This is a genomic window from Actinoplanes missouriensis 431, assembly GCF_000284295.1.
Lineage (GTDB): Bacteria > Actinomycetota > Actinomycetes > Mycobacteriales > Micromonosporaceae > Actinoplanes > Actinoplanes missouriensis.
In genome coordinates, this window is sequence record NC_017093.1 from 1,254,875 (window position 1) to 1,281,242 (window position 26,368).

The window sequence follows — 26,368 nt, forward strand, 5'->3', positions numbered from 1 at the left end:
CGCAGCGCAATACGTCCGAAAAATTACGCCGGGTCACCGATAATTTCACCGGAAGACCTCGGCGACGACCTGACCGGTGCTGGTGGTGCTGCCGTCCGTCACCGGCTGCCACTTCCCCTCCGGGGCGTGCCACTCGAGGTCGTCGAAACGTACCCGTTCGAGGCCGCTCACCGCGGCGTGCGAGACCAGCCAGTGCGCGAACCGCCAGCCGGTGTCCGCGCTGGCGACGTCCACGATCACGCCGGCCGTGTCGGTGGCGGCGGACTTGTTGGGCAGCTTCTTGCCCCAGTCCAGTTTGAGACTGGCGAGCAGGGCGGTGGCCGCCTCCGCGCCGCGCACCGCCGGCGTGCCGGTGTACCGGCACTCGACCGCGCCGGTGGCCCGGCCGGTCAGCGCGGCGGCGAGCACCCGCGACTCGTCGGCCCACTTCTGGTACGCCTCCGGGTACGCCGAGCGCTGCACCTTCTGCGCGGCGTCGGTGACCCGCATCTCCTCCCAGCCCTTCACCTTCTTCAGGGCGGAGTAGAACTTGCCCGCCGCGTACCTCGGGTCCTTGATCTCCTCGAACGTGCCCCAGCCCTGGCTGGGCCGCTGCTGGAAGAGGCCGACCGAGTCCCGGTCGCCGTCGTCCAGGTTCTCCAGTTTCGACTCCTGGAACGCCGTCGCCAGCGCCACGATCACGGCCTGCTCGGGCATCCCGCGCCGCACGCCGACCGCGGCGATCGTCGCGGCGTTGGCCATCTGGACCGAGTCGAGGGTGACCTCACCGTCGGCGCGGACCGTGCACTCGGGGCCCAGTTGCGGCAGCTTGATGCTGGTCACGACGCTGCGTAGCGCCACGAAAACGCCCAGAGCGCCGAGGAGGGCCAGCAGGGCTATCCCGCCGACGATCGGCTTCTTGCGCACCCGCACCTCCTCTGTCGTCGGCCGCCAAGCGTAAACAACGAACGCCCGAACCCCACGTTTCTAGATCCAGTAGGGGTCTCGCTTCTCCCGTGCCGCGGTGACGCCCTCGCGTCCCTCCTCGGACTTGAAGTATCCGGCGGAGCGGTGCGCCAGATCTGCCAGTTCGGCCCGGATCGACTCGTTTCGCGTACGCCGGAGCAATTGTTTCGTCCCGGCCAGCGCCAGCGGGCCGCCGCGCAGAAGGGACGCGCAGTAGCCGGCCACGGCATCGTCCAGGCGATCCGCCGGAACCGCGGCGGTGACCAGGCCGATCTCCGCGGCTCGTGTCCCGTCGAAGACGTCGCCGGTGAGATAGAGCTCAGCCGCGGCGCGGGGCGCCAGCCGGGGCAGCACGGTGGAGCTGATCACGGCGGGGATCACGCCGAGGCGTACCTCGGTGAAGGCGAACGTCGCGTCGGCCGAGCAGACCGCGATGTCGGCCGCGCCGATCAGGCCGAGACCGCCGGCGCGTGCCGGGCCGGCGATCCGCGCCACCACCGGTTTGGGGAACTCCCAGAGCACGGCGAGCACGTCGGCGAGCAGCTCGGCGGGGAGTTTGTCGCCGGGTTTCGCCTCGGCGGTCTCCTTCAGGTCGACGCCCGAGCAGAAGACCGGGCCGGTGTGGGAGAGGACGATCACCCGGCACGCCGGATCGGCGGCGGCCGTGGCCAGGTCGTCGAGCATTCCGCGCAGCACGGCGGTGGAGAGCGCGTTGCGGCTGCCGGGGTTGTCCAGAGTCAGGGTGCGGACCGGATCCATGCCCGGAACCTTAACTACGCTTGACCGATGGCAGGCGCACTCCCCGATGGCGAACCCGTACCCACCGACGGCTCACTTCCCGCTGAAGCGACCCGGCGAGTGGGCGAGAACGGGTTCGCCGTCTACGTTCACGTCCCCTTCTGTGCCAGCCGCTGCGGGTACTGCGACTTCAACACGTACACGGCGAGCGAGCTGGGCGGCGGGGCGAGCCGTGACGAGTACGCCGAGACCGTTCTGCGTGAGTTGTCCCTCGCCGGTCGGGTCGTCCAGCCGAAGATGGTCGACACCGTCTTCGTCGGAGGGGGCACGCCCACGCTGCTCCCGGCGGATGATCTTGCTCGGATCCTGGAGGGCATCGACCGTACCTGGGGATTGGCGGCCGGCGCCGAGGTGACCACCGAGGCGAACCCGGAATCCGTCGATCTGGCGTATCTCAAGACGCTGCGGCGATCGGGCTTCACCCGCATCTCGCTGGGCATGCAGTCGTCCGCCGAGAACGTCCTGCGCGTCCTCGACCGCAGGCACACCGCCGGCCGGGCGCCGCAGGCCGCCCTGGAGGCCCGCGAAGCCGGCTTCGAGCATGTCAACCTCGACCTGATCTACGGCACCCCGGGCGAGACCCCGGACGACTTCGAGAAATCGCTGAAGACCGTCATCGAGGCCGGCGTCGACCACGTGAGCGCGTACGCCCTGATCGTCGAGGACGGCACCCGGATGGCGACCCGGATGCGCCGGGGGGAGCTGCCGTTCCCGGAGGACGACGTGGCGGCCGATCGCTATCTGGCGGCCGAGGCGGCGCTCACCGCGGCCGGCTTCGGGTGGTACGAGGTGTCCAACTGGGCCAAGCCGGGCGGCGAGTGCCGGCACAACCTGCTGTATTGGACCGGCGCCGACTGGTGGGGCCTGGGGCCGGGCGCGCACAGCCACGTGGGCGGGGTCCGCTGGTGGAACGTCAAGCACCCGTCGGCGTACGCGAAAAGGCTCGCCGGCGGCGAGTCGCCGGGCCTGGCCCGGGAGGTCCTCACCGAGGAGGACCGGCACATGGAGGACGTGATGCTCCGGGTCCGCCTGCGTGACGGCATCCCGCTCGACCGGGTGGACGCGCCCGCAGCGGCGCGCGCCCTTGCCGGCGGGTTGCTCGACAAGGGCGCACACAACCGGGGGCAGCTGGTGCTGACCCTGAAGGGCCGTCTGCTGGCCGACGCGGTGATCCGCGACGTTATTTGATGATCGAGACGTTCATCGGGTAACGGAAGGGCTGGCCGCTGGTCGCCTTGATGCCGGCGATCAGCGGGACGATCCAGGCGATCAGCCAGGTGACCAGGATGACGAGCCAGCCCACCAGGACGCAGGTGAGCACCCAGCCGACGATCGTGAGCACCGACCAGAGGATCTGGAAGTTCAGCGCCTGCACGGCCTCGGCGCGCACGGCCGGCGAGCGGGAGCCCTGGGAGAGCAGGCTGATCAACGGCATGATCCAGCCGAGCACGCCGCTGCTGAGGAACGCGACGAGGGCGCTGATGAAGTGGGTCAGCACGATCCAGGTGCGGTCTTCGCTGGACGGGGCCTGCTGGTAGCCGCCGTACCCGTAGCCGTAGTCCTGCGGCGGCGGATAGCCGGGCGGCGGGCCGTATCCGGGCGGAGGCGGGGGCTGATATCCGGGCGGGGGCTGATATCCGGGCGGAGGAACCTGCCCATAGGGGTCATTTCCCTCGGGCGGGCGAGGAGGTTCGGTCATATGTCCACGCTAAGGCCGCTGATCGACCCGGTCGTGGCCGCCCCGCCGCTCAAGATCTGAGAAGCCTACGTACTTTCGATCATCGCGTTGCCGCCGCGGGCGACGTAGACTGGCACTCTGTCTTCGGGAGTGCCAACAGGGGGAGGGGTCATATGAGTCTCGATGACCGCAAGCTCGAGGTGCTCCGGGCAATCGTCCAGGACTACGTCGAGACCCGCGAGCCGGTTGGCAGCAAGGCTCTCGTCGAGCGGCACCAACTGGGCGTCTCCCCGGCCACCGTGCGCAACGACATGGCGGTCCTCGAGGAGGAGGGTTACATCCGGCAGCCGCACACCAGTGCCGGCCGGGTGCCCACCGACGCGGGTTACCGTCTCTTCGTCGACCGGCTCACCAGGATCAAGCCGCTGAGCCCGGCCGAGCGCCGCGCGATCGAGCGATTCATGGTGGGCGTCGTCGACCTCGACGACGTGGTGCACCGCACGGTCCGGCTGCTGGCGCAGCTGACCCGCCAGGTCGCCGTCGTTCAGTACCCGAGTCTCTCCCGCTCCGCGGTCCGTCACCTCGAGCTGGTGCCGATCTCCACGACCCGGCTCACGCTCGTGATGATCACCGACACCGGGCGGGTCGAGCAGCGGCTCGTCGAGATGCCGGGTCCGGTCGCGCCGGACGACGTGTGGGAGATGCGCCGCCGGGTGAACGAGAAGCTGGCCGGTCAGAAACTCGCCGACACCCCGGTCCTGGTGCAGAAACTCGTCGACGAGACGGCTCCGGATCGTCGCCCGACGATGGCGTGTCTCGCCTCGGTGTTGCTCGAGACGCTCGTCGAGCGGAGTGAGGAGCGCCTCGCGCTTGCCGGTACTGCCAATTTGACCCGCGGTGGTGTGCTGGACTTCCAGGGCACGCTGCGCCCCGTCCTCGAAGCCCTCGAGGAAGAGGTCATCTTGCTGAAGCTGATCGGCGACCTGGAGCCGAGCACCACCCGGGTCCGGATCGGCGACGAGAACGAGATCGACAACCTGCGGTCCGCGTCCGTGGTGAGCAGCGGTTACGGGCCGGGTGCGACGATCGTTGGTGGGCTCGGTGTTCTGGGGCCCACCCGCATGGATTACCCGGGCACCATCGCTACTGTTCGTGCAGTGGCACGGTACGTTGGCGACCTGTTGGCACAGAATTGACGGATTCGCGCAGACATTGAGGACTCCAAACCCCGTGGCCAAGGACTACTACGGAATTCTCGGCGTGAGCCGGGAAGCCACCGACGACGAGATCAAGCGCGCCTACCGCAAACTGGCTCGGCAGTACCACCCCGACGTCAACCCGGACCCCGAGGCGCACGAGAAGTTCAAAGAGATCAACGCGGCCTACGAGGTTCTCTCGGACGACCAGAAGCGTCAGATCGTCGACCTCGGCGGCGACCCGCTCGCGCCCGGTGGCGGCGGCGCTCCCGGCCCCGGTGGAGCGGGACCTTTCGTCGGCTTCCAGGACATCATGGACGCGTTCTTCGGCACGGCGGCCGGTGGTGGCTCCCGTGGCCCGCGCCCGCGGACCCGTCCCGGCGCCGACGCGATCCTGCGCCTCGAGCTCGACCTGGTGGAGACCGCGTTCGGCGTCGAGGCGCCGATCACCGTCGACACCGCGGTCCTCTGCACCCAGTGCTCCGGCGCCGGCACCGCCCCCGGCACGCACCTCGCCACCTGTGAGGTCTGCTCCGGTCGTGGTGAGGTCCAGTCGGTGCAGCGAACCTTCCTCGGCCAGGTGGTCTCGTCCCGCCCCTGTTCCAACTGCCAGGGTCACGGCACGGTCATCCCAACCCCCTGCCCGACCTGCGCCGGTGACGGCCGGATAAGGACTCGCCGCTCCCTCACCGTGAAGATTCCGGCGGGCGTCGAGGACGGCATGCGCATCCGGCTGGCCCAGCAGGGTGAGGTCGGCCCCGGCGGCGGCACCGCCGGCGACCTCTACGTCGAGATCCACGAGCGCCCGCACGACGTCTACTCCCGCAAGGGCGACGACCTGCACTGCCGCGTCACGCTCCCGATGACCGCGGCCGCCCTCGGCACCAGGATGACCATCAAGACCCTGGACGGCGAGGAGAACATCGAGGTCAAGGCCGGCACCCAGCCGGCCAGCACGCTCCGCATCCGCGGCAAGGGCGTCCCGCACCTGCGCGGTCAGGGCCGCGGCGAACTCTTCGTGCACCTCGACGTCAAGACGCCGACCAAGCTCACCGTCGACCAGGAGCGCATGCTCCGCGACTTCGCGAAAACCCGCGGCGAGGACGTTGCCGAGCTCTCCAAGCAGGGCGGCTTCTTCTCCCGGATGCGTGACGCTTTCAACGGGCATTAAAGACATTTGTCGCAGCGCAGGGGGGCGGCCTTCAGTCCGCTTTTGGGCGGCGGGTGGGGCGGTTGGATGGGTTCAGACCGTCGCTCCCGCCGAGGGCCCGGCGCGGGTTCGCTGACGCTCCCCGCGCCGGGCGACGTGCGTGAGTGGTTGCGCCCCTCTTCTCTCAGTCCCGTAGCGTCTCCGGTGTGTCTGCGCCGCTGTTTCTGGTCGAGAGTCTCCCCGCCGGTTCGTCGTTCACGCTCGACGGCCCCGAGGGCCACCACGCCGCCACCGTGCAGCGGCTCCGGGCAGGCGAAACCCTGATCCTCGCCGACGGCCGGGGCGGCTCCGCAAAAGCCGAGGTCAGCGCCGTCGGCAAGGGCAGCGTCGACGTGTCGATCACATCCCGCTCGCAGGAGCCGGCAGCCGACCCCCGGCTGGTCGTGGTCCAGGGCATCGCGAAAGGCGACCGCGGCGAACTCGCCGTCCAGGCGATGACCGAGGTCGGCGTCGACGAGATCGTCCCGTGGGCGGCGTCCCGCTCGGTCGCCCAGTGGCGCGGCGACCGGGGTTTCAAGGCCCGTGACAAGTGGGCCGCCACCGCCCGTGAAGCCGCCAAACAGGCACGCCGCTCCTGGCTTCCCCTGGTGGCCGGCGACCCGGACTGCTCGACGAAGCAGGTGGCGTCCCGCCTGTCCGAATCCGCCGCGGCGTTCGTGCTGCACGAGGAGGCGACGTCGCGGCTGACCGAGGTGCCGCTCCCGTCCGCCGGGGAGATCATGCTGGTGGTCGGCCCGGAAGGTGGGATCAGCGACCCGGAGCTCCAGGCGTTCGAGGATGCGGGCGCCGTGCCGGTCCGCCTGGGCGCCGCCGTCCTGCGAACCTCGACCGCAGGCGTCGCAGCCCTATCCGTGCTGTCCACCCGCCTGACCCGCTGGTAGCCGGGTCCCGCCGGGGTTGGGTGGCGCCGGGTTCGGGTGCGTGCTGAGCGGGTGCGTGCCGGGTCCGGGTGCGCGCCGGGTCCGGGCGCGCCGTGGGTCGCGTCTCGCGGTCCTGGGTGGCGCTTTCGCGGTCCCGGGTGGCACCTCGCGGCCCTTGGGGGCGTCTTGCGGTCCTCTGGCTCGCAGATCTTGGAAACGCCGATGCCGGCTGGCGCTCAGTGCGGACAAATCGGATGCCAGGCAGCACTGACCCTGCTGGTTTATTCGGTGGTTAGGCGGCGAGGGTGAAGTTGAGGCGTTGGAGGTGGGTGGTGCGGGTGCGGTTGAGGGGTTTGCCGGTCCAGTAGTGGTCGAGGCGGATGATGTTGATGGCGGTGGCGGCGAGGGTGTGTTCGAGGGTGGTTTTGGGCAGGCCGCGGTAGCGGGCGGTGCGGATGCCGGTGACGTGGGTGGTTTGGCGGATGGTGCCTTCGATGCCGGCGCGGGTGTGGTAGCGGGTTTTCCATTCGCTGGTGTTCTGCTGGGTGCGGTGGGTGGTGGCGGCTTCGTGCAGGTCGCGGGGTTGCAGGCCGATTTTGCGGCGGTCGCTGGTGGTGCAGAGTGGTTTGACGGGGCAGGGTTGGCAGGTGTGTCGGGGCCAGGCGACGATGATGGTGTCGGTGCCGTGGGATTGGGTGGGTGTCCAGGTGCTGCTGGTGTGGCCTTGGGGGCAGACGCTGTGGTGGGTGTCGTAGTCGATGGTGAACGCGGCTTTGTCGTAGCCGTTGCCGGCGCGGGCTTGGGTGGAGTTGTCGGTTAGCAGGGGGGCGATCAGGGTGATGCCGTGGTCGCGGGCGGCGGTGACGAGCAGGTGCGCGGACGGGTAGCCGGAGTCGACCAGGTGTTCGGCGGGGGTCAGGTTCTTGTCGGCGAGTTGCTGGTGGATGGTGGCGGTCATCGCGTTGTCGGCGGTGCTGGCTGCGGTGGTGACCACGTTGGTGATCAGGTTCGGGTGGTCCCCGCGTCCGGTGCTGCCGCTGGCGGTGTGGGGTTCGGGTGGGTCGCAGGTTTCGGTGAGGTGGACTTTGTATCCGGTCCAGGCCTTACCGCGTTTGGTGGCGTAACGGGCGTCGTGTTCATACGGCGAGGCGATCCGGTCTCTGGCCGGCGGGACACCGTCCCCGCTGGGGGCGGGGTCCCGCCGTCGCACCTCCCGCCGGCCGCTGCTGTCGGTGTCGCCGCAGAACTGCTGGATCCAGATCCGGCGTAACGCCTGGACCGCGGGGATCTCGGCCAGCCAGGGCGGGGCGTCCGGCTGGTGCACGGCATCGAGCAGGTGATAGCCGTCGCGGCCGTACTGCAGCAGCAGTTCGTCGCGTCGGGTCTGGCTGGCCGGTAGCCGCAGATTGTCGATCCGGGCGCCGTAAACGTCGAGCCAGGACGCGTCGATCACCGTGGTCAGCCAGTCCGGCGCCGCGGCGGACAACGCTTCCAACGCGGCCCGCACCGTTTCCCCGGCCAGCTCCAGACGGTTGAGCCGGCGGATCGCCGCGAGCACATGCGTGGAATCGGTGCGCTGCCGACCGGCGGCCTTGACCAGCTTCAACGCGGCCAGCCGCTGCAACAACGCGTCCAGCGCCAGACTGCTCAGCTCACCATCGACCAGCCTCGCCCGGAACTCACTGAGCACACTGGCATCGAACCCCGGATCGTCCAACTCCAAACCCAGCGCGTATTTCCAGGTGATCCGGTCCCGGACCGCCTCAGCGGCCTGCCGATCGGTGAGATCCTCCGCGAACTGCAACACACTGACGATCATCAACTGCGCCGGAGAAATCCCCGGCCGTCCCCGCACCCCGAACACAGCCACAAACCGGCCGTCCTCATACACCTGACCCAACTCATCACGGATCCGCGTCGCCAGATTCCCCTTCCGAAACGCCGCCCGCGCCATCCGCGCAGTCTGCTCCGGAACCTCAGGCCACGGCCTTGGCTGCATCGACATGACCACATAACTCCATCGACGGCCATAGGTAACGGACACGCCCACCGAATAAGCCATCAGGGTCAGCACTGTTAACCAGCCGGGCGAGGCGAGCTGGTTAACAGCGCTGTCAGCAGCATGCTCGGGCAACACTATGAGCCAGCCGGTCCGGCCGGACCGGCCGGACCGGCTGGACCGGCCGGACCGGCCGGACCAGCTGATTCACAGTGTCAGCCGATTCTTGTCGTGGTGGTGCTTCGGGGGTCGTCGAGGGCGTGGGCTGCGATCACCGTGTAGGTGCCGGGGATCGTCTGCCAGCCGTCGTTCCAGACCTGGAAGGCGCGTTCCGGCAGGGGGATTCGGGCGGTGACCGTTTCGCCCGGGGCGGCGGCCACCGAAACGAACCCGGCCAGCCAGCGCTCCGGCCTTTCCAGCACGGTTGACGGCGCGGTTGACGGCGCGGTTGACGGCGCGGTTGACGGCGTGGCCGCCGGCATGGTTGACGGCGTGGCCGCCGGCTCGCCCCCAAGGGAGACCGGCGAGCCGGGGTAAGAGAGATAGATCTGGACGACCTCTCGGCCGGGGCGCTCACCCATGTTGGTAACGGACACAAGAGCCTCACCCTCGGTGACCGCTAGATCCCCGTACCCCCATGTGGTGTAACCCAGACCGTGACCGAACGTGAAGAGTGGGCGTTCCGGGGAGCGCAACCACGCGCGGTATCCGATGAAGATGTCCTCGTCGTAGGTGAGCGCGCCGTCCGTGACGCGGACGTCGAGGACCGGGCAGTCCTGTTCGCGCCGGGGCCAGGTGGTCGGCAGGCGGCCGCCGGGTTCCTCGACGCCGAGGAGCACGTCGGCGAGCGCGGCGCCCGCCTCCTGGCCGGGGAACCAGGTGAGCAGGACCGCCGCCGCCTCCTCTGACCAGGGCAGGAGCACCGGTGAGCCGGCGTTGACCACGACGATGGTGCGCGGGTTGGCGGCGGCCACCCGGGAGACCAGCTCGTCCTGGCGGCCGGGCAGGGCCAGCGAGGTGCGGTCGAAGCCTTCCGACTCGACCTGCTCGGTGGTGCCGACCACGACGACTGCCACGTCCGAGCGGGCCGCGAGGTCGACGGCGGCGGCGATCAGGCCCTCCTCGTCGGGGCCCGGAGGGCGGTGACCGAGCGTGGTGGCTACCGAGTGTGCCATTCCGGGCTCGAAAGTCTGGCGGAGCACCACCGGAACGGTCACGCCGGCTTCCAGGGTGATCGGGAAGCGCTGTTCGCGCGGGTGCAGCAGCAGGTCGGCGCGGCCGGTGCCGGGCGGGTGCAGCGAGCCCTGGTAGAGCTTCTGGTCGCCGACGGTCAGCTCGAACGCGCCGAAGCCGGAGATCGCCAGCAGGTGCTCGCCGGAGACCTCGGGGGTCAGCGAGGTGCGCAGGACCATGCTGGTCGTCGTGGCGACGTCGCGGCCGCCGGGCAGGTCGCCGATCCAGCGGACCGTGCCGGTCGCGACGGTGAAGTCGTATCCGTCCAGGTCGAGCTGGAACGTGCCCCAGTCGGGGCCCTCCGCGGCGGGCAGGAACGGTCGCGGGTCGGCGCCGACCGCGTAAGCGACCTCGACGCCGGGGAGGACGGCGCGCAGGCCGTCCAGCGGTGAGATCACGTGCGGCGGGGTGACCTGGGCGCTGCCGCCGCCGAGCACGCGGGCGTCGGTGGCGAGGGCGCCGATCACCGCGACCCGGGACAGGTCGCCCGCGGTCAGCGGCAGCACGCCGTCGTTGCGGGCCAGCACGAACGAGCGGACCGCCACCTGGTGCGCGACGGCCGTGCCGTCCTCGTCGAGCGGCACGTCGGTCACGGGGTGGCTCTCCAGCGCGCCGGTCCGCATGGCGAGCAGCAGCACCCGGCGTACCTTGTCGTCGATCAACTCTTCCGGCACCTGGCCGGACCGGACCGCCTCGGCCAGCGCCGGACCCCATGGGTTGTCCATCGCCGGCATCGCGATGTCGAGGCCGCCGAGCGCGGTGCCGACCGTCGAGCGTGCGGCTCGCCAGTCCGAGACGACCACCCCGTCGAAGCCCCACTCGCGCTTGAGGATGTCCTCCTGGATCACTCCGTGCGCGGCCATCGGTGTCCCGTTCACCCCGTTGTACGCGCTCATCACGCCCCACCCGCCGGCCGCCGCGACCCGCTCGAACGGCGCCAGGTAGAGCTCGCGCAGCGCCCGGTCCGGGATCCGGACGTCCACGGTCATCCGGTCGGTCTCGAAGTCGTTGCCGACCAGGTGCTTGACCGTGGTGCCGACGCCGTGGCTCTGCACGCCTGTCACGAACCCGGTGGCGATCTCGCCGCTGAGCAGCGGGTCCTCGGAGTAGCACTCGAAGTGCCGGCCGCCGAGCGGGGTGCGGTGCAGGTTCACGGTGGGGCCGAGCAGCAGGTGCACGCCCTTGCGGCGGGACTCCTGGCCGAGCAGCCGGCCGGCTCGTTCGGCGAGGGCGACGTCCCAGGTCGCGGCGAGGGCGGTGGGGCTGGGCAGGGCGATCGACGGGTCGTCGGGGGCGTACCCGGTGCCGCGGACGCCGACCGGGCCGTCGGACATGACGAGTGAGCGCAGGCCGATGCGCGGGATCGCGGGCAGGGACCAGAAGTCCTGTCCGGTCAGCAGGGACACCTTCTCGTCCAAGGTCAGCTGAGCGAGCAGGTGATCGAGATCGGTCATGAGAGCGCTCCCAGAATATGCGACATGGATCCGCCGACCATTCAATCCGCAACACCTAAGATCCGATAGGTGGAAAACTCCTGCCTCTTCTGCCGCATCGTGTCCGGGGAGATCCCGGCGACCGTCGTGCACCGCACCGAGACCACCGTGGCCTTCCGGGACATCGACCCCAAGGCGCCGACGCACGTCCTGGTGATCCCGGTCGCGCATCACGCCGACGTGGTCGCGCTCGCCGCCGACCCCTCCGCCGCCGCCGACGTGCTGGCCACCGCGGCCGCGGTCGCCGAGAAGGAGGGCCTGACCGGCGGCTTCCGGCTGATCTTCAACACCGGGCGGGACTCCGGCCAGGAGGTCTTCCACGTGCACGCGCACGTCCTCGGCGGCACCCCGCTGGGCCCGATGCTGGCCGGCCAGTGACCGCGCCGCTCTCCCGCTACGAACGCGTCGCCCGCAAGGTCCAGGCCGACGGCCGGGTGCCGGCCCTCTCGGTCGCGCTGCACCGCGCCGACCGGGAACCCTGGGCGTTCACCGTCGGCGAGTCCGGCAACGCCGCGCATCCGCTCGGTCCGGAGACCCGGTTCCGGATCGGCTCGGTCACCAAGACGTTCACCGCGGTGCTCGTCATGCAGGCCCGCGACGAGGGGCTGATCGACCTGGACAAGCCGGTCTCGGCGTACCTCGACGTGCCCGCGCACGGCGACGCCACGCTGCGCCGGCTGCTCTCGCACACCGCCGGTTACCAGCGCGAGCCGTACGGCGACGTCTGGGACACCCTGATCACCCCGGACGCGGCGAAGCTGGTCGCCGAGCTGGACCGGGCCGAGCGGGTCCTGCCGAACGCCCGCCGGTTCCACTACTCCAACCTGGGCCTGGCAGTGCTCGGCCAGCTCGTCGCCAAGGTCCGCGGCGGCACCTGGGAACAGGTCCTCGACGAGTACGTCCTGACCCCGCTCGGCCTGCGTGCCACCACCGTGACGACGCCGCGACAGGCCGCGATCGGGTACGTGGTCGACGCGTACTCCGACGCCGCCCGCCCGGAGCCGCCGATCGAGCTGGCCGGTGTCGCGCCCGCCGCGCAGCTCTGGAGCACCGCCTCGGACATGGCCAAGTGGGCCGCGTTCCTGGCCAGCCCGGAACGGATCGACCCGGACGGCCGGGTGCTCGCCGCCGCCACTCTCGACGAGATGCGCTGGCCGCTGACCACCACCGACGAGACGCTCTGGGGCGCCGGCTTCGGGCTCGGCCTGATCCTGGTGCCGGAGGGGCGGCGGGTCGTGCACGTCGGCCACGACGGCGCGATGCCCGGCTTCCTGGCCGGCGTCTACGGCCGCCGGGGCGGCGAGGGCAACCCGGGCGCGCTGGGCTGCGCGGTCCTCGGCTCGTCGGGCGGGGCCGGCCAGATCAACGAGCTGGTGCACGAGCTGCTCCGGCTCGCCGTCGAGCTGGACCCGGCGGAGATCCGGCCGTGGCGGATCGCCCCGCCGGCGCCGACGGCGTACCGGTCGGTGCTCGGCCGCTGGTGGAGCGAGGGCTCCGAGTTCGTCTTCGCCTGGCACGACGGCCGGCTGGAGGCCCGCCTCGCGGACGCGCCAGCGGACCGGCCGCCGGCGGTGTTCGCGCCGCTGCCGGACCGGCCGGACGTGCTCCGGACGGTGTCCGGCCGGGAGACCGGCGAGCTGCTGCGGCTGACCCGGGACGACAGCGGCGAAGTGGTCCGGATGCACTGGGCGACCTATCGGTTCCGCAGGTTCCAGGACGGGTTCGACGGCGGGCCCGCTTCCGCAGGTCCGGAGCCCGTACCGGCCGGGTGATCGTGCGCGGGGCGGCGATAATGGCATCGGCGAGGCACCGGCCGAGCGGATAGGATGGCACGATCCTTCAGCACGCCGCCCCGCAAAGGCGACGTAGAGAAAGAGAGCAGGTGGCGGAGGCCCGCAGGGCCGCCCTATGACCGGTACGCCGAACTCTTCCAGCACGGGCTCGTCCAGCCCGGTGCGGGCGCAGACCAAGATCTCGGTCAGTGATCCGAAGATCATGGTGAACCTGCTCGGCGCCAAGGACGAGATCCTCCGTCTCATCGAGAAATCCCTCAGCAGCGACGTGCACGTTCGCGGCAACGAGATCACCGTCACCGGTGAGCCGGCCGACAACGCCACGGCTGAGCGTCTCTTCTCCGAGCTCGTCGAGCTCATCGAGAAAGGCGAGACGCTGAGCGTGGACGCCGTCCGGCGCACTCTCGCGATGCTCGAGGCGAACACCACCGAGCGCCCCGCCGAGGTGCTCACCCTCAACATCCTGTCCCGGCGCGGGCGCACCATCCGGCCCAAGACGCTGGGGCAGAAACGCTACGTCGACGCCATCGACGAGAACACCATCGTCTTCGGGATCGGCCCCGCCGGTACCGGTAAGACGTATCTCGCCATGGCGAAGGCGGTGCAGGCGCTGCAGGCCAAGGAGATCAGCCGGATCATCCTGACCCGGCCGGCGGTCGAGGCCGGTGAGCGGCTCGGCTTCCTGCCGGGCACGCTGACCGAGAAGATCGATCCCTACCTGCGGCCGCTCTACGACGCTCTGCACGACATGCTCGACCCGGAGTCCATCCCGCGGCTGATGGCCGCCGGGACGATCGAGGTCGCGCCGCTGGCGTACATGCGGGGCCGGACGCTGAACAACGCGTTCATCATTCTGGACGAGGCGCAGAACACCACGCCCGAGCAGATGAAGATGTTCCTGACCCGTCTCGGCTTCGGCTCCAAGATCGTGGTGACCGGTGACGTGACCCAGGTCGACCTGCCCGGCGGCACGTCGAGCGGCCTCAAGGTCGTGCGGGAGATCCTGCGCGACGTCGAGGACGTGCACTTCGCGGAGCTCTCCAGCTCCGACGTGGTGCGGCACCGCCTGGTCGCCGAGATCGTCGACGCCTACGCCAGGTTCGACGCGGACCAGGAACAACAGGCAGCACAATCCGTCCATGCCGTGCCCGGCCGGGCCGCCAGTGGTGGCCGCACCGGTCGGCGGCGCTGATTCGCAAGGGGTAATCGCACCACTATGTCCATCGAGATCGCCAACGAGTCGGGAGTCGAGGTCGACACCGACGCGATCCTCGCGGTTGCCCGGCACGCCCTGGACGAGATGGGGGTCAACCCACTCGCTGAGCTGTCGATCCTGCTCGTCGACATCGACTACATGGCCGAGCTGAACCATCGGTGGATGGGCAGCGACGGGCCGACCGACGTGCTCGCCTTCCCGATGGACGAGGGCAGCGTCGATCACGGTCCGGGCGAGTCGGGTGTCGGCGAGCCGGCTCTGCTCGGCGACATCGTGCTGGCGCCCGAGGTGGCGGCGAAACAGGCCGCCGTCGCCGGGCACTCCGCCGCCGACGAGCTGCACCTGCTGACCGTGCACGGCGCGCTGCACCTGCTCGGTTACGACCACGCCGAGCCGGACGAGGAACGGGAGATGTTCGCTCTGCAGAACAAGCTTCTGCAGAGCTGGCGCGCCACACGCAAGGCCGGCTGACCATGGAGCCCGCCTCTCTGCTGGCAGCGCCCGCCTCGGCGGGCCTGCCGGACCTGCAACTGATCATCTGCGCGGTGGCCCTGGTGCTGCTGGCCGGCCTGGCGTCGATGACCGACGCCGCGCTGGCCACGGTCAGCCAGGCCCGCTCCGCGGAACTGGCCCGGGAGGGCCAGCGCGGCGCGACCGCGCTCTCCGCCGTCGCCGGTGACGTGGTCCGCTACGTCAACCTGCTCCTGCTGCTGCGCCTGCTCTGCGAGCTCACCGCGACCACCCTGGTGGCGCTCGTCGCGGTGGACACCTGGGGCGTCGGCTGGCAGGCGGCGCTCGTCGCGGCCGGCACGATGACGCTGGTCAGCTTCGTGGTGATCGGTGTCGCCCCGCGGACCGTGGGCCGTCAGCACGCGTACGCGGTGGGCCGGGCGACCGCCCCGCTGGTGCGCTGGCTCGGCAGGGTGCTCAACCCGCTCGCCCAGCTGCTGATCCTGATCGGCAACGCGGTGACGCCGGGCAAGGGCTTCCCGGAGGGCCCGTTCGGCAGCCAGGTGGAGCTGCGTGAGCTGGTCGACCTGGCGGAGCAGCGCGGTGTCGTCGAGCACGGCGAGCGCGAGATGATCCACTCGGTGTTCGCGCTCGGCGACACGATCGCCCGTGAGGTGATGGTGCCGCGGACCGAGATGGTGTGGATCGAGGCGCCGAAAACCCTCCAGCAGGCGCTCTACCTCTTCCTGCGCTCCGGGTTCTCCCGGATCCCGGTGATCGGCGAGACCGTCGACGACGTGCTCGGCGTGCTCTATCTGAAAGACGTGATCCGCCGCACCCAGAACGGTGATCCGGCGGCGACCGCGCAGGCGGTGGCGGACGCGATGCGCCCCGCCACCTTCGTGCCCGAGTCGAAACCGGTCGACGACCTGCTCTCCGAGATGCAGGCCGCCCGCTCGCACGTGGTGATCGTGGTGGACGAGTACGGCGGCACCGCCGGCCTGGTCACCATCGAGGACATCCTCGAGGAGATCGTCGGCGAGATCACCGACGAGTACGACGTGGAGCGCCCGCCCATCGAGCACTTCGAGGACGGCTCGGTGCGGGTCGCCGCCCGGCTGCCGATCGAGGACCTGGGCGACGTGTTCGGCGTCGAGCTGCCCACCGACGAGGTGGAGACGGTCGGCGGCCTGCTCGCGCAGACGCTGGGCCGGGTGCCGATCCCGGGCGCTCACGTCGACGTGAACGGGCTGCACCTGGTCGCCGAGGGCACCACCGGCCGGCGGAACCGGATCGACTCGGTGCTGGTGCGCCGATCGGGCCCGGAGCCGGCCGACGACGAGAAGAACGACGAGAACGTCACCGAGACCGAGGAAAGACAACCCGCAGATGCCTGAGCAGATCAACGCCGCCGTTCCGGTGCCCGTCACGGACGGCACCCCGCTGAGCGCCGAGGACGCCAAGCTGGTCACGCTGGCGCGCAGTTCGCGCGCCCGGACCGGGGCGGTCGAGGGCGCGGCGGTGCGCGACCAGGACGGTCGCACCTACGCGGCGGCGTCGGTGGCGCTGCCCAGCCTCGCCGTGACCGCATTGCAGCTGGCCGTGGCGCAGGCGGCGTCCTCCGGCGCGACGAAACTGGAGGCGGCCGCGGTGGTGACCGAGGCGTCGACGCTGGACGGCTCCGGGCACGCCGCGGTGCGTGACCTGGCCGCCGACGCGCCGGTGCACGTGGCCGGCCCGGACGGCTCGCTGCTCGGCACGGTCCTCTGATGGCCCAGGAACCGGACGACCGCCATCTCACTCCGGGCGAGCGCAACGCCCGCCGCCGCCAGGAGCGTCAGGCAGCCAAGAAGAGCAATCCATCGGGTACGGGGGAGGCCCGCCCCACCGCTGACCCCCGGCCGCCCCGCAAGCCCCGGACCCGCTCCAAGGCTTCTGCCGCGCCCGACGCCCGTACCGGAAGCGGGGTCTCGCAAAGAGTGCACCGGCACAAGGCCGCGCGTTCCGACAAGCGGGAGGACGGGGTGTACCGTGCCGGTTTCGCCTGTTTCGTCGGGCGGCCCAACGCCGGCAAGTCGACGCTGACGAACGCGATCGTCGGACAGAAGATCGCGATCACGTCGAACAAGCCGCAGACCACCCGGCACGTCATCCGCGGCATCCTGCACCGGCCGGACTCGCAGCTCGTGCTGGTCGACACGCCGGGTCTGCACCGGCCGCGCACGCTGCTCGGCGAGCGGCTGAACGACCTGGTCCGGGAGACGTGGAGCGAGGTCGACGTGATCGGCATCTGCTTCCCGGCGGACGAGCCGGTCGGGCGTGGCGACCGGTTCATCTCCTCGGAGATGGCCGAGCTGAAAGCCACCGTGATCGCCGTGGTGACGAAGGTCGACCTGGTCAGCCCGCAGGTGCTGGCCGAGCGGCTGCTCGCGGTCTCGCAGCTCTACGACTTCGCCGAGATCATCCCGGTCAGCGCGGTCTCCGGGCACCAGGTGGAGCAGCTGACCGACGTGATGGTGAAGTACCTGCCGGAGTCGCCGCAGCTCTACCCGGACGACGTGCTGACCGATGAGCCGGAACAGGTGCTGATCGGGGAGCTGATCCGGGAGGCGGCGCTGGAGGGCGTGCGCGACGAGTTGCCGCACTCGATCGCCGTGCTGGTCGAGGAGATGCAGGTCGAGGGCAAGCTCACCAAGATCTACGCGGATCTGTACGTGGAGCGGCCCAGCCAGAAGTCGATCGTGATCGGGACCCGGGGCGAGCGGCTCAAGCAGGTGGGCTCACAGGCGCGGGTGCAGATCGAAGAGCTTCTGGGCGGCAAGGTTTATCTGGATCTTCACGTGCGCGTCGCCAAGGAGTGGCAGCGGGATCCGAAGCAACTTCGTAAGCTGGGCTTTTGAATCGATAATTAGACATTTCCTGACTATGGGATAGTTCACCGGGATTTGCGCTTTTCGGTCGAGGGCGGGTAACACCTTCGGTCATGCGGAACCGGTACCTGGACCTGTTGCGTGCGGCGGCGACCGTGCGGGTCGTGGTCTACCACCTCACCGGCTGGACAGCGCTGACAGTGATATTTCCGGCTATGTCGGTGATGTTCGCGCTGGCCGGCTCACTGATGGCCGCGTCGCTGGACCGGTTCGGGGTGTGGGCGGTGGAACGGCGCCTGCGGCGGTTGCTGCCGTCGCTCTGGGTGCTGGGCCTGCTGATCGCGGTGCCGGCGATGCTCATCGCCGGTACCCCGTTCGACGTACACCTGCTGCTCTGGGGTTTTCCGCTGGTGAATCCGGAGGCCACCGGGTGGTGGATGCAGTCGCTGAGCCACACCTGGTACTTGCGGGACTTCCTGTGGTTCGTGCTGTTGTCTCCGCTGCTGCTGCCGGTGTTCCGCCGATTTCCGGTGGTGACGGTTCTGACGCCGTACGCGGTGCTGGCGATCTTGGAAATTGGCGGGTTCCGCGTCCCGGCGGTGCCGCATGACCTCGCGCTGTATGGCGGCGCCTGGCTGCTCGGCTTCGCCCACCACGACGGTCACCTGCGCCGGCTCGGGCGCAAACGGCTGTTCACGCTGGCCGCCGCCCTGGCCGTGCCCGGCGCCGCCTGGGCCTTCACCCATCCCGGCCCGCGCGGCTACGACCTCAACGACATCCCGCTCGGCAACGCGCTCTGGTCCGCCGCGTTCATCCTGGTGGCGCTGGGGCTGTCGCCGGTGGTCCGGGAGCACCGCGTCCTGGCCGTCCTGAACGCCCGGGCGCTGACGATCTACCTCTGGCACATCCCGGTGATCGTGGCGGTCACCCAGGTCGGTGAGGCGCAAGGGCTGCCGGTGAGGGGCTGGGTCGGTATCTCGTGGCGTGCCGTCGTGGTGGTCGTGCTGCTCGGGCTGGCGCTGGCCGCGGTGGGCTGGGTGGAGGACCTGGCGGCGGGCCGCAGGCCTGTGCTGGCGCCCGGCCGACGGATTCACGCTCCGGTGCCGGCCTCGCCTGGACCGGACTCGCCTGGACCGGCCTCGCCTGGGCCGGCCTCGCCTGGGCCGGCCTCGCCTGGGCCGGCCTCGCCTGGGCCGGCCTCGCCTGGGCCGATCTCGTCCGGCCCGGGCTCGCCGGCTCCGGTGTCAGCGGGTCGTCACGGAGAGGTCGCCGCTTCGCGTGCGTAGGTCGATCACGTTGGTGGCCCGCGGGTCGTTCGTGAGGTTCTCCACGACCTCGTCGCCGCTGCCCGTGTCGGTGCGGATCTGGTAGGCGCCCTCCGGGACCGTCAGGTTCAGGTTGCCGCTCTGCACGGACGCGGTCACCGAGGCCGGCGTGCTCAGATCCATCTGCAGGTCGCCGGAGGTGGCCTTCGCCTGGATCGGGCCGGCGATCCGCTCGGCGATGACGTTGCCCGAGGTGAAGTCGACGGAGAGCGACGGCGCGCCGATCACCTGGAGGTCGCCGGAGGTCGCCTGCACCTTCACCGGGCCGGTGGCGTCCTCCACGATGACGTCGCCCGAGGTCAGGTTCAGATCGACGCCGCCGGTCCCGGAGAAGCGGATGTCACCGGAGGTCACCTTGCCCCGGACGGCCACCCCGGCCGGCGCGACGATCTCGTAGGAGACGCTGCACCGGTGGCCGCACTCGGTGGAGATGTCGAGCGTCGAGCCGGTGAGGCGGTAGGACGGGCCGGGGTTGGCCGAGCCGCGGACCACCCGCTTGATCCGGGTCTCCGTGACGCTGCCCGTGGTGATCACCACATCGCCGCTGGTACCGGACATCACGATGTCGGTGATTTTCGCCGTCTCGGTGTCGTCGAACGTCATGGTGGCGCCGACCACGCCGTCGCAGCCGGTCAGAGCAACCATCGACGCGGCGGCGAGAACAAGGGCAACTCTTCGGCTCATGCTGAAAACGCTATTTCCGCGGCCACCCCGAGCGCCATCGGTCCCGCCCCGGAGCCGACCCTGAGATCCGGGTCAGGGTTTGTCGTAGGCACCGGGCAGAATGGCGGGGTGCCTGCCGGATACCGACGCCAGCTCTACCGCGACGACGCGGTGGTCCTGCGTGTGCAGAAACTCGGCGAGAGCGACCGGATCGTCACCCTGCTGACCCGCCGGCACGGCCGGCTCCGCGCGGTCGCCCGGGGCGTGCGGCGCACCTCGTCGCGGTTCGGGGCGAGGCTTGAGCCGTTCGGCCACATCGACCTGCAGCTGGCCGGCTCGCCCGAAGGGCTGGGCAGCTCGCTGCACTCGGTCAGCCAGGTCGAGGCGATCGACCTCTGCGGCAAGAAACTGCTGGGCGACTACCCGAGATACACGGCTGCCAGCGCGATCTGCGAGACCGCGGAGCGGCTCACCCCGGTGGAGCGGGAGCCCGCGCTGCGGCTGTTCCAGCTCACCCTCGGCGCGCTCAAGGCCCTGGCGGCGGGCGAGCACGCCGGCAGCCTGGTCCTCGACGCGTACCTGTTGCGCGGCATGGCCTTCGCCGGTTGGGCGCCCGCGGTCAACGAGTGCGCGGTCTGCGGCACACCGGGGCAGCACGCCGCGTTCGCGGTTCCGGCCGGCGGCGCCGTCTGCCCGGACTGCCGTCCACCCGGCGCCGCCCACCCCAGCCCGGCCACCCTCGGCCTGATGTCCGCGCTGACCAGTGGCGACTGGGCGGTCGCCGACGCGTCCGAGCCCCCGGTCCGCCGGGAGTGCAGCGGCCTGGTCGCCGCCCACCTGCAATGGCACATGGAACGAGCGCTGCGTTCGCTGCCGCTTGTCGATCGACGGGAGTTGAACCCTTGAGCCCGCGTCCGCCCACCCCGCACATCTCCGGCGCCCGCCCGCCGCAGCTGCCCGCAGCCGCCCTGCCGAAACACGTGGCGATCGTCATGGACGGCAACGGCCGCTGGGCCAAGGAGCGCGGCCTGTCCCGGACGAAGGGGCACGAGCAGGGTGAGCACAGCCTGTTCGACACCGTCGAGGGCGCCATCGAGCTCGGCATTCCGTACCTGTCGGCTTATGCCTTCTCCACCGAGAACTGGAAGCGCTCGCCCGAGGAGGTGCGCTTCCTGATGGGTTTCAACCGCGACGTCATCCGCCGCCGCCGCGACCAGCTGGTCGACCTCGGCGTGCGGGTGGTCTGGTCCGGCCGAGCCGGGCGGCTGTGGAAAAGCGTGATCTCCGAGCTGCAGACCGCCGAGGAGATGAGCCGGAAGAACTCGACGCTCACCCTGCAGTTCTGCGTGAACTACGGCGGTCAGGCCGAGATCGCGGACGCGGCGGCGGCGATCGCCCGGGACGTGGCGGCCGGCCGGCTCAAGGCCGACAAGGTCAACGAGAAGACCATCCAGCGGTACCTCTACCACCCCGAGGTGCCGGATGTGGACATGTTCCTGCGCCCCTCCGGCGAGCAGCGGACCTCCAACTTCCTGCTCTGGCAGTCGGCGTACGCGGAAATGGTCTACCTGGACACCTTGTGGCCGGACTTCGACCGGCGGCACCTTTGGTATGCGTGCGAGTTGTACGCGCAACGGGACCGCCGGTTCGGGGGTGCGCTGCCGAACCCGGTCAGCCCGACATGAGGTGAGGGGGCCGGTGTGGCTGTTCGGCATCTGTGGCTCGTCCGGCACGGCGAGGCCGTGCCGGACCAGTCGGATCTGACCGAGGCGGGCCGGCAACAGGCCGAGCTGCTCGGGTTGCGGCTGGCCGGCCTTCCGCTGGAGGCGATAAGTCACAGCCCGAAGACGCGGGCGGCGCGCACCGCGCAGATCGTGGCCCGGCACTTTCCCCCGATGCCGGTCCTTCAGGCGCCGGAACTCGACGACCGGGTTCCCAGCGACGACCGGGCCGCGACCGCCGCGATGATCGCCCGGTTCACCGGCCCGGTCGTGGCGGAGAGCCACGAGCTGGTCATCACCCACAACTTTCAGGTGGGGTGGTTCCTCCGGGAGGCGTTCGCGGCGCCGACCGAGCGGTTCCGGGTGGTGAACCAGTGCAACACCGGGGTCACCCTGATCCGGTACCCGGCCGGACAGGCGCCCCGGGTGATCCTGGTCAACGACGTGACCCATCTGCCGGTGGAGCTGCGCTGGACCGGGTTCCCGCCGGAGCTGCGCCCGTGAGGGTCAGGCGGTCAGCGCCTCGATCGCCCGGTCGGGGTCGCTGAGGTCGGGCAGCACCGTGTGCGCGCCCGCTGCCTGCAGCTCGGCCGCGGTCGTGGCGCCGGTCGCCACCGCCACGGCGACCGCGCCGTTCGCCAGGGCGGCCCGCACGTCGTTCACCGTGTCGCCGATGACGACCGGCTGGAACGGTTCGCCGTACTTCGCCTCGGCCCGTTCCAGGCTCCGCTTCACGAGGGTGGCCCGGACGCTGTCGTCGGTGCCGTAACCGCCGACCTCGGCGTCGAACTCGTCGCCCAGCCCGAAGGCGGCGACCTTGGCCCGGGCGACCTCGGGCACGTTGCCGGTCACCAGGGTCTGCACCACCTCGGGCCGGCCCCCGAGCCGGGTCAGCACCTCACGGACGCCCGGCATGAGCGCCCCCTGCTCGGCGAACTCGTGCCGGGCCTCGTGCACGATCTCGATGTACCGGGCGAAGAAGCGCTCCGGCGTGCAGTCGGTCACCCCGTGCGTCGCGAACACCTCGGCGCAGATGTCCAGGTCGGTGCGCCCGCCGAAGACCGGCGTGTCCTGCCAGGCGACGCCCGTCACCTCGGTGAACGCGGCCTTCCAGGACCGCGCCGCGACCCCGCCACCGCGCAGCAGCGTGTAGTCGATGTCCCACATCACCAGCCGCTTCATCCCTGATTCAGCACCCGCTCGATGTGCTCCACCTTCGCGGTGAGCGCACCGGTGACGCCGGGCCGCACGTCGGCCTTGAGCGACAGGCTCACCCGTGGCGCGACGGCGGCGACGGCGTCCACGGCCTGCTTCACGACCGCCATCACCTCGTCCCACTCGCCCTCGACGGTGGTGAACATGGCATCGGTCCGATTGGGCAGTCCGGAGGCGCGGACGACGCGGACCGCCTCGGCGACGGCGTCCCCGACGGAGTCACCGGCCCCGATCGGCGTGACAGAGAAGGCAACCAGCATGGGGTCATCCTTCCAGGTCGGGCGCCTGAGTTGATCTATGCGTGGGACTGGCCTAGGCGTTGAGCAAGTTGTCCCTCGCTCTTTCGGGCCAGTCTGGAAGGAGTGCGAGCCCATGGAGGCTGTGGTGATGGAGAGCCCGATCGAAATCGACGCCAGGCGCTGATGGAGGCTGCCCGGATGCTCGACGACGCGATGGTGCCAGGCCTGGGCCAAACCGGCACGGGGCGAAAATCAGCGGCGGCGGTGGCGGAGCAGCTCGCTCACCTCGGCGGCCAGGTCGGTGGTGGCCTCGATCTCGGTCTTCCGGATGGAGACGTTCTCGATGTTGAAGCCGTAAGGGATGCCCAGGTGCTCGCAGAAGTCGATCAGATCCCGGGCGATCGCCACACATTGGCGGTACGACTCGGCCAGAGGGTCCTCGGCGTGCCGGAGGGAGTTCTGGAGCCAGCGGGGGACGTCCACGCCCAGCCAGCGGAGGAACTCCAGGGTCTTCGTCGAGCCGCAGAGCGACAGGGTGAAGATGATCGTGCGGGGCGTGACGCCGTCCGCGCGGCAGGCGTAGTAGTAGTCGGAGAGCAGGTTCTTCGTCTCGTTGACGTGGTAGACGACCTGGGAGATGAAGAAGCCGGCGCCGCGTTGCTGTTTCGCGAGCATGCGCAGGTGCTCGTCGGGGCGTTCGCCGATCACGACGGCGCCCAGGGGCAGCTCCGGGCGTACCTCGGACCGCAGCGCCTGTGCCTCCCGCAGGCTGGTGCGCACCGTCTTGCCGCCGGAGGAGGCGCCGACGAAGACGCTCAGGACCCGCTCGTCGACGCCGGACATCCACTCGCGCAGCTCGGACGGGGAGTACTTGCCGACGCAGCGGTAGATGACCACCGGCTTGTCCCAGCCGCTCAGATGGTCGGCGTAGTAGCGGGCCGGGTCGAGGGTCTCCAGGAAGGGGAAGGGCCGCTCGTCCGGGTTGCGGTCGGACTCGTCGTCGATGTCGTACAGGATCAGGCCGTCGAGGTCCAAGCCGTTGAGCCGGTCCAGGGTGACCTTGGCGATCTCGGTGACCCGCTCCCCGGCGGTGCTGCGCCGAGGCGGCGTGATGCTGAAGAGCAGCACGCCGCTGCGCGCTTCGGCCAGCTGTTGTGGCAGGTGGAGACGAGTCATGCCCCCACAGTAGGGAATTGTCGATCAGTGGTCGGCACAGCAGGGGGTCGGATCCCGCCTTTCGAACGGGATCAGCCGCCCGCCGGCCGCCGGGGTGGTGACCAGCACCAGTTCGCCGCCACGGAACTGGGGACGGACGAAATCGCCGGTCTCCACCACCGTGTCCGGTGCGGCCGGCCCGCTACCGAGGACCTCGACCCGGGAGATCGAACTGCGCTGCAGGATCTCGCTGACGGTCAGTTCCCCGGTCAGCCGTTCGACGCCGGGGAAGCACACGGCACGGCCGTATCGTCCCGCGGCGGCGATGTCGGCGGCCGCCTGCAACCCGTCCGCACTCTCGTAGGAGAGCGCGGTGAGCAGGCTGATCGCCACGTGCGGGAACGGCTCCGCCACCAGATGCGTGCAGGCCAGCACGGGTGCCGGGGTCAGCTCGGCGATCCAGTGGTCGGCCTCGGCGAGGGTGCGGTGACCCCGGCTGAGGCCGACGATCCGGGCGGCGCCGGCCGCCGGAGCGGCCGGCGCTACGGAGAACATCATCGCGGGAGGACCCAGATGGGGTTGGTGTAGAACCACAGGTCGCCCCACGGGTCGGCGGCGCCGGACACGTCCAGCTGGGGACCGTACGGGTCGACCGAGGCACCCATCAGACCCGGCTGGGTCCGGTTGCCGTCGGTACCCCGTACCCGGAGGTAGAAGGGCTTGTCGAGACGGCCCAGGGGGTAGGTCAGCGTGATCCTCCCGCTGGTCCTGGAGATCTCGAACGACTTGACCACCCTGGTGTTCGGGGTGGTGAAGGCGTCCCGGTCGGCGACCGGGCCGGTGACCGTGCCGACGATCACGTCGACACGCTTGAGCGCCGGGATGAAACCGGCCCAGTTCGGGATGTCCTGCAGGTCGATGTCGAGGGTCAGCTCGGTGGCGGTGCCCCGCCTGACCTGCAGCACGCCGCCGAGCGGGGTGCCGTGCGACAAGCGGCGGTCGCCGGATACGCGGACCCGCGCGTCCAGGCCCTTGACCAGCCGGCCGTGGTCGACCCAGACGCGACCGGCGCGCAGGCCGTCGACGACCGCCTTGTAGGAGAACGACGACGCGCCCACGTTGGTCCGGCCGTAGAAGCCCGGCCAGAAGTCGCCGGCCTGGGTGTTGACCGAGCCGTTGTAGACCGGGTCGTTGTACTTGCCGTTGGCGTTGAAGTCGCTGCCCGGCCCGCGCTCGGTCTGGTCCAGGTAGTTGACGTGGCTGTCCGAGTTGACGGTGATCCACCACGCTTTGCCCTCGGCGAGCAGGCTGTCCCAGAGGCCGCCGACCGTGGCGGTCATCCAGTCGAAGCCACCCCAGGTGCGGTAGCTCTCCAGCGGGTAGCCGGGGAACGAGGCGGCCGACGGGTTGTTGTCGTAGTAGCCGCGGGCGCCGCCCCGGCCGTTCGGGGCGGGGATGCCGGCGGCCTGGTGACCGGGCGCGCCCTCGAAGCCGACCGCGACTGTCGGGTCGGCGTCGCGCCAGCCGCGGATCTCGTGCGGCGAGTCGATGCCGCGGCGGGCCGGGTGGTTCGCGAAGAACAGCGCGCCGTCGATCTTGCGCTTCTTCACCTGCTCGCCGAGGAACTTGATGCCGGCGATCGCGAGGGCCTCGTTCTGGGCCGCGGTGTTCGTCGACGGGACGAACGTGCCGTCGTACGCGTTCTCGAACTGCTTGAGAACCTCGACCTCGTTCCTGCTGGGCGTGACGAACACGGTCGCGTGCTCGGCGGCCGGGATGTTCCACTCCAGACCCTGGAAGGTGAGCAGCCCCTTGAGCTCCTCGCGGGTCTTCACGATGTCCGGGTTGACCTTCTCCACACCGATCTTGGCGTGCGCGGCGCTGCCGTGGTCGGTGATGACCAGCCAGTCCAGGCCGTACGCCTGGCCCTTCTGCGCCTGGTCGAGCACCCGGTACTGGGCGTCCGAGCTGTACTGGGTGTGGATGTGGTGGTCACCGGCGAGCCACCGGAAACCGCCCTTGTCGCTGCCGCCGGCCCAGCTGCCGTGGGTGTGCGGGAGGCCGGCGGCCTCGGCGGCGCCCGGACGGGCGAGCACGGAGGCGGCGGCGCCGGCGCCGAGCAGGCCCGCGCCGAGCAGGAAGCGCCGGCGGGTCGCGTCGCCGGGGGAGAGCTCACTCTCCGGGACGCTGAGATCCAGGGCCTTCGGAAGATCGCCGGCGGAAGTGTGGACGTCGTCATGCGAGTGGTCGTGGCCGTGACCCATATCGGTGAACTCCTACGAAAGATCGTTGAGTGCACCTCACCCTGA

Annotated in this window: 26 protein-coding genes; 15 read left to right on the forward strand and 11 right to left on the reverse strand. The window is 70.4% G+C overall.

Features of this window, described 5'->3' with window-relative positions:
• Window positions 1-45: 45 nt before the first annotated feature.
• Both AMIS_RS05900 and AMIS_RS05905 read right to left on the reverse strand, forming a co-directional pair.
• The gene (locus AMIS_RS05900; protein WP_014441287.1) at window positions 46-912 is read right to left on the reverse strand and encodes a hypothetical protein; all 867 of its coding nucleotides are present in this window, start codon (window positions 910-912) and stop codon (window positions 46-48) included.
• A gap of 54 nt (window positions 913-966) precedes the next feature.
• Complete coding sequence (locus tag AMIS_RS05905) at window positions 967-1,704, reverse strand: enoyl-CoA hydratase-related protein (protein ID WP_014441288.1); 738 nt, start codon at window positions 1,702-1,704, stop codon at window positions 967-969.
• A 27-nt stretch (window positions 1,705-1,731) separates the two neighbouring features.
• Here AMIS_RS05905 and hemW point away from each other — a divergent pair, with 27 nt between their 5' ends.
• Window positions 1,732-2,931 (forward strand): radical SAM family heme chaperone HemW, encoded by a 1,200-nt coding sequence (gene hemW / locus AMIS_RS05910; RefSeq protein ID WP_041829576.1) that lies wholly within the window; start codon window positions 1,732-1,734, stop codon window positions 2,929-2,931.
• Here the strand turns inward: hemW and AMIS_RS41485 are convergent.
• Complete coding sequence (locus AMIS_RS41485; RefSeq protein WP_083888571.1) at window positions 2,924-3,442, reverse strand: DUF4870 domain-containing protein; 519 nt, start codon at window positions 3,440-3,442, stop codon at window positions 2,924-2,926. The two genes, hemW and AMIS_RS41485, sit on opposite strands and share 8 nt — an antisense overlap.
• Before the next feature lie 152 nt (window positions 3,443-3,594).
• On the opposite strand from AMIS_RS41485, the gene hrcA reads away from it, so the two are divergent.
• From hrcA to AMIS_RS05930, 3 genes are all read left to right on the forward strand, one after another.
• Complete coding sequence (hrcA, locus tag AMIS_RS05920; protein WP_014441291.1) at window positions 3,595-4,617, forward strand: heat-inducible transcriptional repressor HrcA; 1,023 nt, start codon at window positions 3,595-3,597, stop codon at window positions 4,615-4,617.
• Between the two features lie 34 nt (window positions 4,618-4,651).
• A complete protein-coding gene (gene dnaJ / locus AMIS_RS05925; protein WP_014441292.1) occupies window positions 4,652-5,788 on the forward strand; it encodes a molecular chaperone DnaJ in 1,137 nt (378 codons plus the stop codon).
• A 185-nt stretch (window positions 5,789-5,973) separates the two neighbouring features.
• Window positions 5,974-6,708, forward strand: a complete 735-nt coding sequence (locus AMIS_RS05930) for a 16S rRNA (uracil(1498)-N(3))-methyltransferase (protein ID WP_014441293.1) — start codon at window positions 5,974-5,976, stop codon at window positions 6,706-6,708.
• A 271-nt stretch (window positions 6,709-6,979) separates the two neighbouring features.
• Here AMIS_RS05930 and AMIS_RS05935 read toward each other — a convergent pair whose 3' ends face one another.
• Window positions 6,980-8,692: an IS1182 family transposase gene (locus AMIS_RS05935; protein WP_014441294.1), complete on the reverse strand. Its 1,713-nt coding sequence runs from the start codon at window positions 8,690-8,692 to the stop codon at window positions 6,980-6,982.
• 209 nt (window positions 8,693-8,901) lie between these two features.
• Complete coding sequence (locus AMIS_RS05940; protein ID WP_014441295.1) at window positions 8,902-11,373, reverse strand: beta-glucosidase family protein; 2,472 nt, start codon at window positions 11,371-11,373, stop codon at window positions 8,902-8,904.
• A 69-nt stretch (window positions 11,374-11,442) separates the two neighbouring features.
• On the opposite strand from AMIS_RS05940, the gene AMIS_RS05945 reads away from it, so the two are divergent.
• The 8 genes from AMIS_RS05945 to AMIS_RS05980 all read left to right on the forward strand — a co-directional run bounded on the left by AMIS_RS05945 (window position 11,443) and on the right by AMIS_RS05980 (window position 19,027).
• A complete protein-coding gene (locus AMIS_RS05945) occupies window positions 11,443-11,790 on the forward strand; it encodes an HIT domain-containing protein (RefSeq protein WP_014441296.1) in 348 nt (115 codons plus the stop codon).
• Window positions 11,787-13,184, forward strand: coding sequence for a serine hydrolase domain-containing protein (locus tag AMIS_RS05950; protein WP_014441297.1), 1,398 nt, complete (start codon window positions 11,787-11,789; stop codon window positions 13,182-13,184). The genes AMIS_RS05945 and AMIS_RS05950 overlap by 4 nt, the downstream gene beginning before the upstream one ends.
• Before the next feature lie 136 nt (window positions 13,185-13,320).
• Window positions 13,321-14,397: a PhoH family protein gene (locus AMIS_RS05955; protein WP_014441298.1), complete on the forward strand. Its 1,077-nt coding sequence runs from the start codon at window positions 13,321-13,323 to the stop codon at window positions 14,395-14,397.
• Window positions 14,398-14,421: 24 nt separating this feature from the next.
• The gene (gene ybeY, locus AMIS_RS05960) at window positions 14,422-14,892 is read left to right on the forward strand and encodes an rRNA maturation RNase YbeY (protein WP_014441299.1); all 471 of its coding nucleotides are present in this window, start codon (window positions 14,422-14,424) and stop codon (window positions 14,890-14,892) included.
• 2 nt (window positions 14,893-14,894) lie between these two features.
• On the forward strand, window positions 14,895-16,268 hold the full coding sequence (locus tag AMIS_RS05965; protein ID WP_014441300.1) for a hemolysin family protein: 1,374 nt from the start codon (window positions 14,895-14,897) through the stop codon (window positions 16,266-16,268).
• Window positions 16,261-16,641: a hypothetical protein gene (locus AMIS_RS05970; RefSeq protein WP_014441301.1), complete on the forward strand. Its 381-nt coding sequence runs from the start codon at window positions 16,261-16,263 to the stop codon at window positions 16,639-16,641. The genes AMIS_RS05965 and AMIS_RS05970 overlap by 8 nt, the downstream gene beginning before the upstream one ends.
• 254 nt (window positions 16,642-16,895) lie before the next feature.
• Window positions 16,896-17,771 (forward strand): GTPase Era, encoded by an 876-nt coding sequence (gene era / locus AMIS_RS05975; protein ID WP_041830553.1) that lies wholly within the window; start codon window positions 16,896-16,898, stop codon window positions 17,769-17,771.
• Window positions 17,772-17,854: 83 nt separating this feature from the next.
• Window positions 17,855-19,027 carry an acyltransferase family protein gene (locus tag AMIS_RS05980; protein ID WP_014441303.1) on the forward strand — a complete coding sequence of 391 codons (1,173 nt, stop codon included), beginning with the start codon at window positions 17,855-17,857 and terminating at the stop codon, window positions 19,025-19,027.
• Here AMIS_RS05980 and AMIS_RS05985 read toward each other — a convergent pair.
• Window positions 18,986-19,750 (reverse strand): DUF4097 family beta strand repeat-containing protein, encoded by a 765-nt coding sequence (locus AMIS_RS05985; RefSeq protein WP_041829577.1) that lies wholly within the window; start codon window positions 19,748-19,750, stop codon window positions 18,986-18,988. The two genes, AMIS_RS05980 and AMIS_RS05985, sit on opposite strands and share 42 nt — an antisense overlap.
• Window positions 19,751-19,858: 108 nt before the next feature.
• On the opposite strand from AMIS_RS05985, the gene recO reads away from it, so the two are divergent.
• From recO to AMIS_RS06000, 3 genes are read left to right on the forward strand one after another with little or no spacing between them, the layout of a single operon-like run.
• Window positions 19,859-20,635 (forward strand): DNA repair protein RecO, encoded by a 777-nt coding sequence (gene recO / locus AMIS_RS05990; protein WP_014441305.1) that lies wholly within the window; start codon window positions 19,859-19,861, stop codon window positions 20,633-20,635.
• A complete protein-coding gene (locus AMIS_RS05995; RefSeq protein WP_014441306.1) occupies window positions 20,632-21,414 on the forward strand; it encodes an isoprenyl transferase in 783 nt (260 codons plus the stop codon). Before recO ends, AMIS_RS05995 begins: the two co-directional genes overlap by 4 nt.
• A 15-nt stretch (window positions 21,415-21,429) precedes the next feature.
• Complete coding sequence (locus AMIS_RS06000; protein WP_014441307.1) at window positions 21,430-21,954, forward strand: phosphoglycerate mutase family protein; 525 nt, start codon at window positions 21,430-21,432, stop codon at window positions 21,952-21,954.
• Window positions 21,955-21,957: 3 nt separating this feature from the next.
• On the opposite strand, the gene AMIS_RS06005 is transcribed toward AMIS_RS06000, so the two are convergent.
• From AMIS_RS06005 to AMIS_RS06025, 5 genes are all read right to left on the reverse strand, one after another.
• Window positions 21,958-22,632 carry an HAD family hydrolase gene (locus AMIS_RS06005; RefSeq protein WP_014441308.1) on the reverse strand — a complete coding sequence of 225 codons (675 nt, stop codon included), beginning with the start codon at window positions 22,630-22,632 and terminating at the stop codon, window positions 21,958-21,960.
• Window positions 22,629-22,925 (reverse strand): MTH1187 family thiamine-binding protein, encoded by a 297-nt coding sequence (locus tag AMIS_RS06010; protein ID WP_014441309.1) that lies wholly within the window; start codon window positions 22,923-22,925, stop codon window positions 22,629-22,631. The genes AMIS_RS06005 and AMIS_RS06010 overlap by 4 nt, the downstream gene beginning before the upstream one ends.
• A gap of 231 nt (window positions 22,926-23,156) precedes the next feature.
• Window positions 23,157-24,080, reverse strand: coding sequence for a 5,10-methylenetetrahydrofolate reductase (locus tag AMIS_RS06015; protein WP_014441310.1), 924 nt, complete (start codon window positions 24,078-24,080; stop codon window positions 23,157-23,159).
• A gap of 24 nt (window positions 24,081-24,104) precedes the next feature.
• A complete protein-coding gene (locus tag AMIS_RS06020) occupies window positions 24,105-24,617 on the reverse strand; it encodes a hypothetical protein (RefSeq protein WP_014441311.1) in 513 nt (170 codons plus the stop codon).
• Window positions 24,614-26,323 carry a PHP domain-containing protein gene (locus tag AMIS_RS06025; RefSeq protein ID WP_014441312.1) on the reverse strand — a complete coding sequence of 570 codons (1,710 nt, stop codon included), beginning with the start codon at window positions 26,321-26,323 and terminating at the stop codon, window positions 24,614-24,616. Before AMIS_RS06025 ends, AMIS_RS06020 begins: the two co-directional genes overlap by 4 nt.
• Window positions 26,324-26,368 lie beyond the last annotated feature (45 nt).

Coding starts and splice junctions, on each gene's coding strand:
- hrcA (WP_014441291.1), top strand. CDS start 3,595: ATGAGTCTCGATGACCGCAAGCTCGAGGTGCTCCGGGCAATCGTCCAG.
- AMIS_RS05940 (WP_014441295.1), bottom strand. CDS start 11,373: ATGACCGATCTCGATCACCTGCTCGCTCAGCTGACCTTGGACGAGAAG.
- AMIS_RS05965 (WP_014441300.1), top strand. CDS start 14,895: ATGGAGCCCGCCTCTCTGCTGGCAGCGCCCGCCTCGGCGGGCCTGCCG.
- hemW (WP_041829576.1), top strand. CDS start 1,732: ATGGCAGGCGCACTCCCCGATGGCGAACCCGTACCCACCGACGGCTCA.
- AMIS_RS05970 (WP_014441301.1), top strand. CDS start 16,261: ATGCCTGAGCAGATCAACGCCGCCGTTCCGGTGCCCGTCACGGACGGC.
- ybeY (WP_014441299.1), top strand. CDS start 14,422: ATGTCCATCGAGATCGCCAACGAGTCGGGAGTCGAGGTCGACACCGAC.
- AMIS_RS41485 (WP_083888571.1), bottom strand. CDS start 3,442: ATGACCGAACCTCCTCGCCCGCCCGAGGGAAATGACCCCTATGGGCAG.
- AMIS_RS06020 (WP_014441311.1), bottom strand. CDS start 24,617: ATGATGTTCTCCGTAGCGCCGGCCGCTCCGGCGGCCGGCGCCGCCCGG.
- AMIS_RS06010 (WP_014441309.1), bottom strand. CDS start 22,925: ATGCTGGTTGCCTTCTCTGTCACGCCGATCGGGGCCGGTGACTCCGTC.
- AMIS_RS05935 (WP_014441294.1), bottom strand. CDS start 8,692: ATGTCGATGCAGCCAAGGCCGTGGCCTGAGGTTCCGGAGCAGACTGCG.
- AMIS_RS05980 (WP_014441303.1), top strand. CDS start 17,855: ATGCGGAACCGGTACCTGGACCTGTTGCGTGCGGCGGCGACCGTGCGG.
- AMIS_RS05985 (WP_041829577.1), bottom strand. CDS start 19,750: ATGAGCCGAAGAGTTGCCCTTGTTCTCGCCGCCGCGTCGATGGTTGCT.
- AMIS_RS05955 (WP_014441298.1), top strand. CDS start 13,321: ATGACCGGTACGCCGAACTCTTCCAGCACGGGCTCGTCCAGCCCGGTG.
- AMIS_RS05905 (WP_014441288.1), bottom strand. CDS start 1,704: ATGGATCCGGTCCGCACCCTGACTCTGGACAACCCCGGCAGCCGCAAC.
- AMIS_RS06005 (WP_014441308.1), bottom strand. CDS start 22,632: ATGAAGCGGCTGGTGATGTGGGACATCGACTACACGCTGCTGCGCGGT.
- AMIS_RS06015 (WP_014441310.1), bottom strand. CDS start 24,080: ATGACTCGTCTCCACCTGCCACAACAGCTGGCCGAAGCGCGCAGCGGC.
- AMIS_RS06025 (WP_014441312.1), bottom strand. CDS start 26,323: ATGGGTCACGGCCACGACCACTCGCATGACGACGTCCACACTTCCGCC.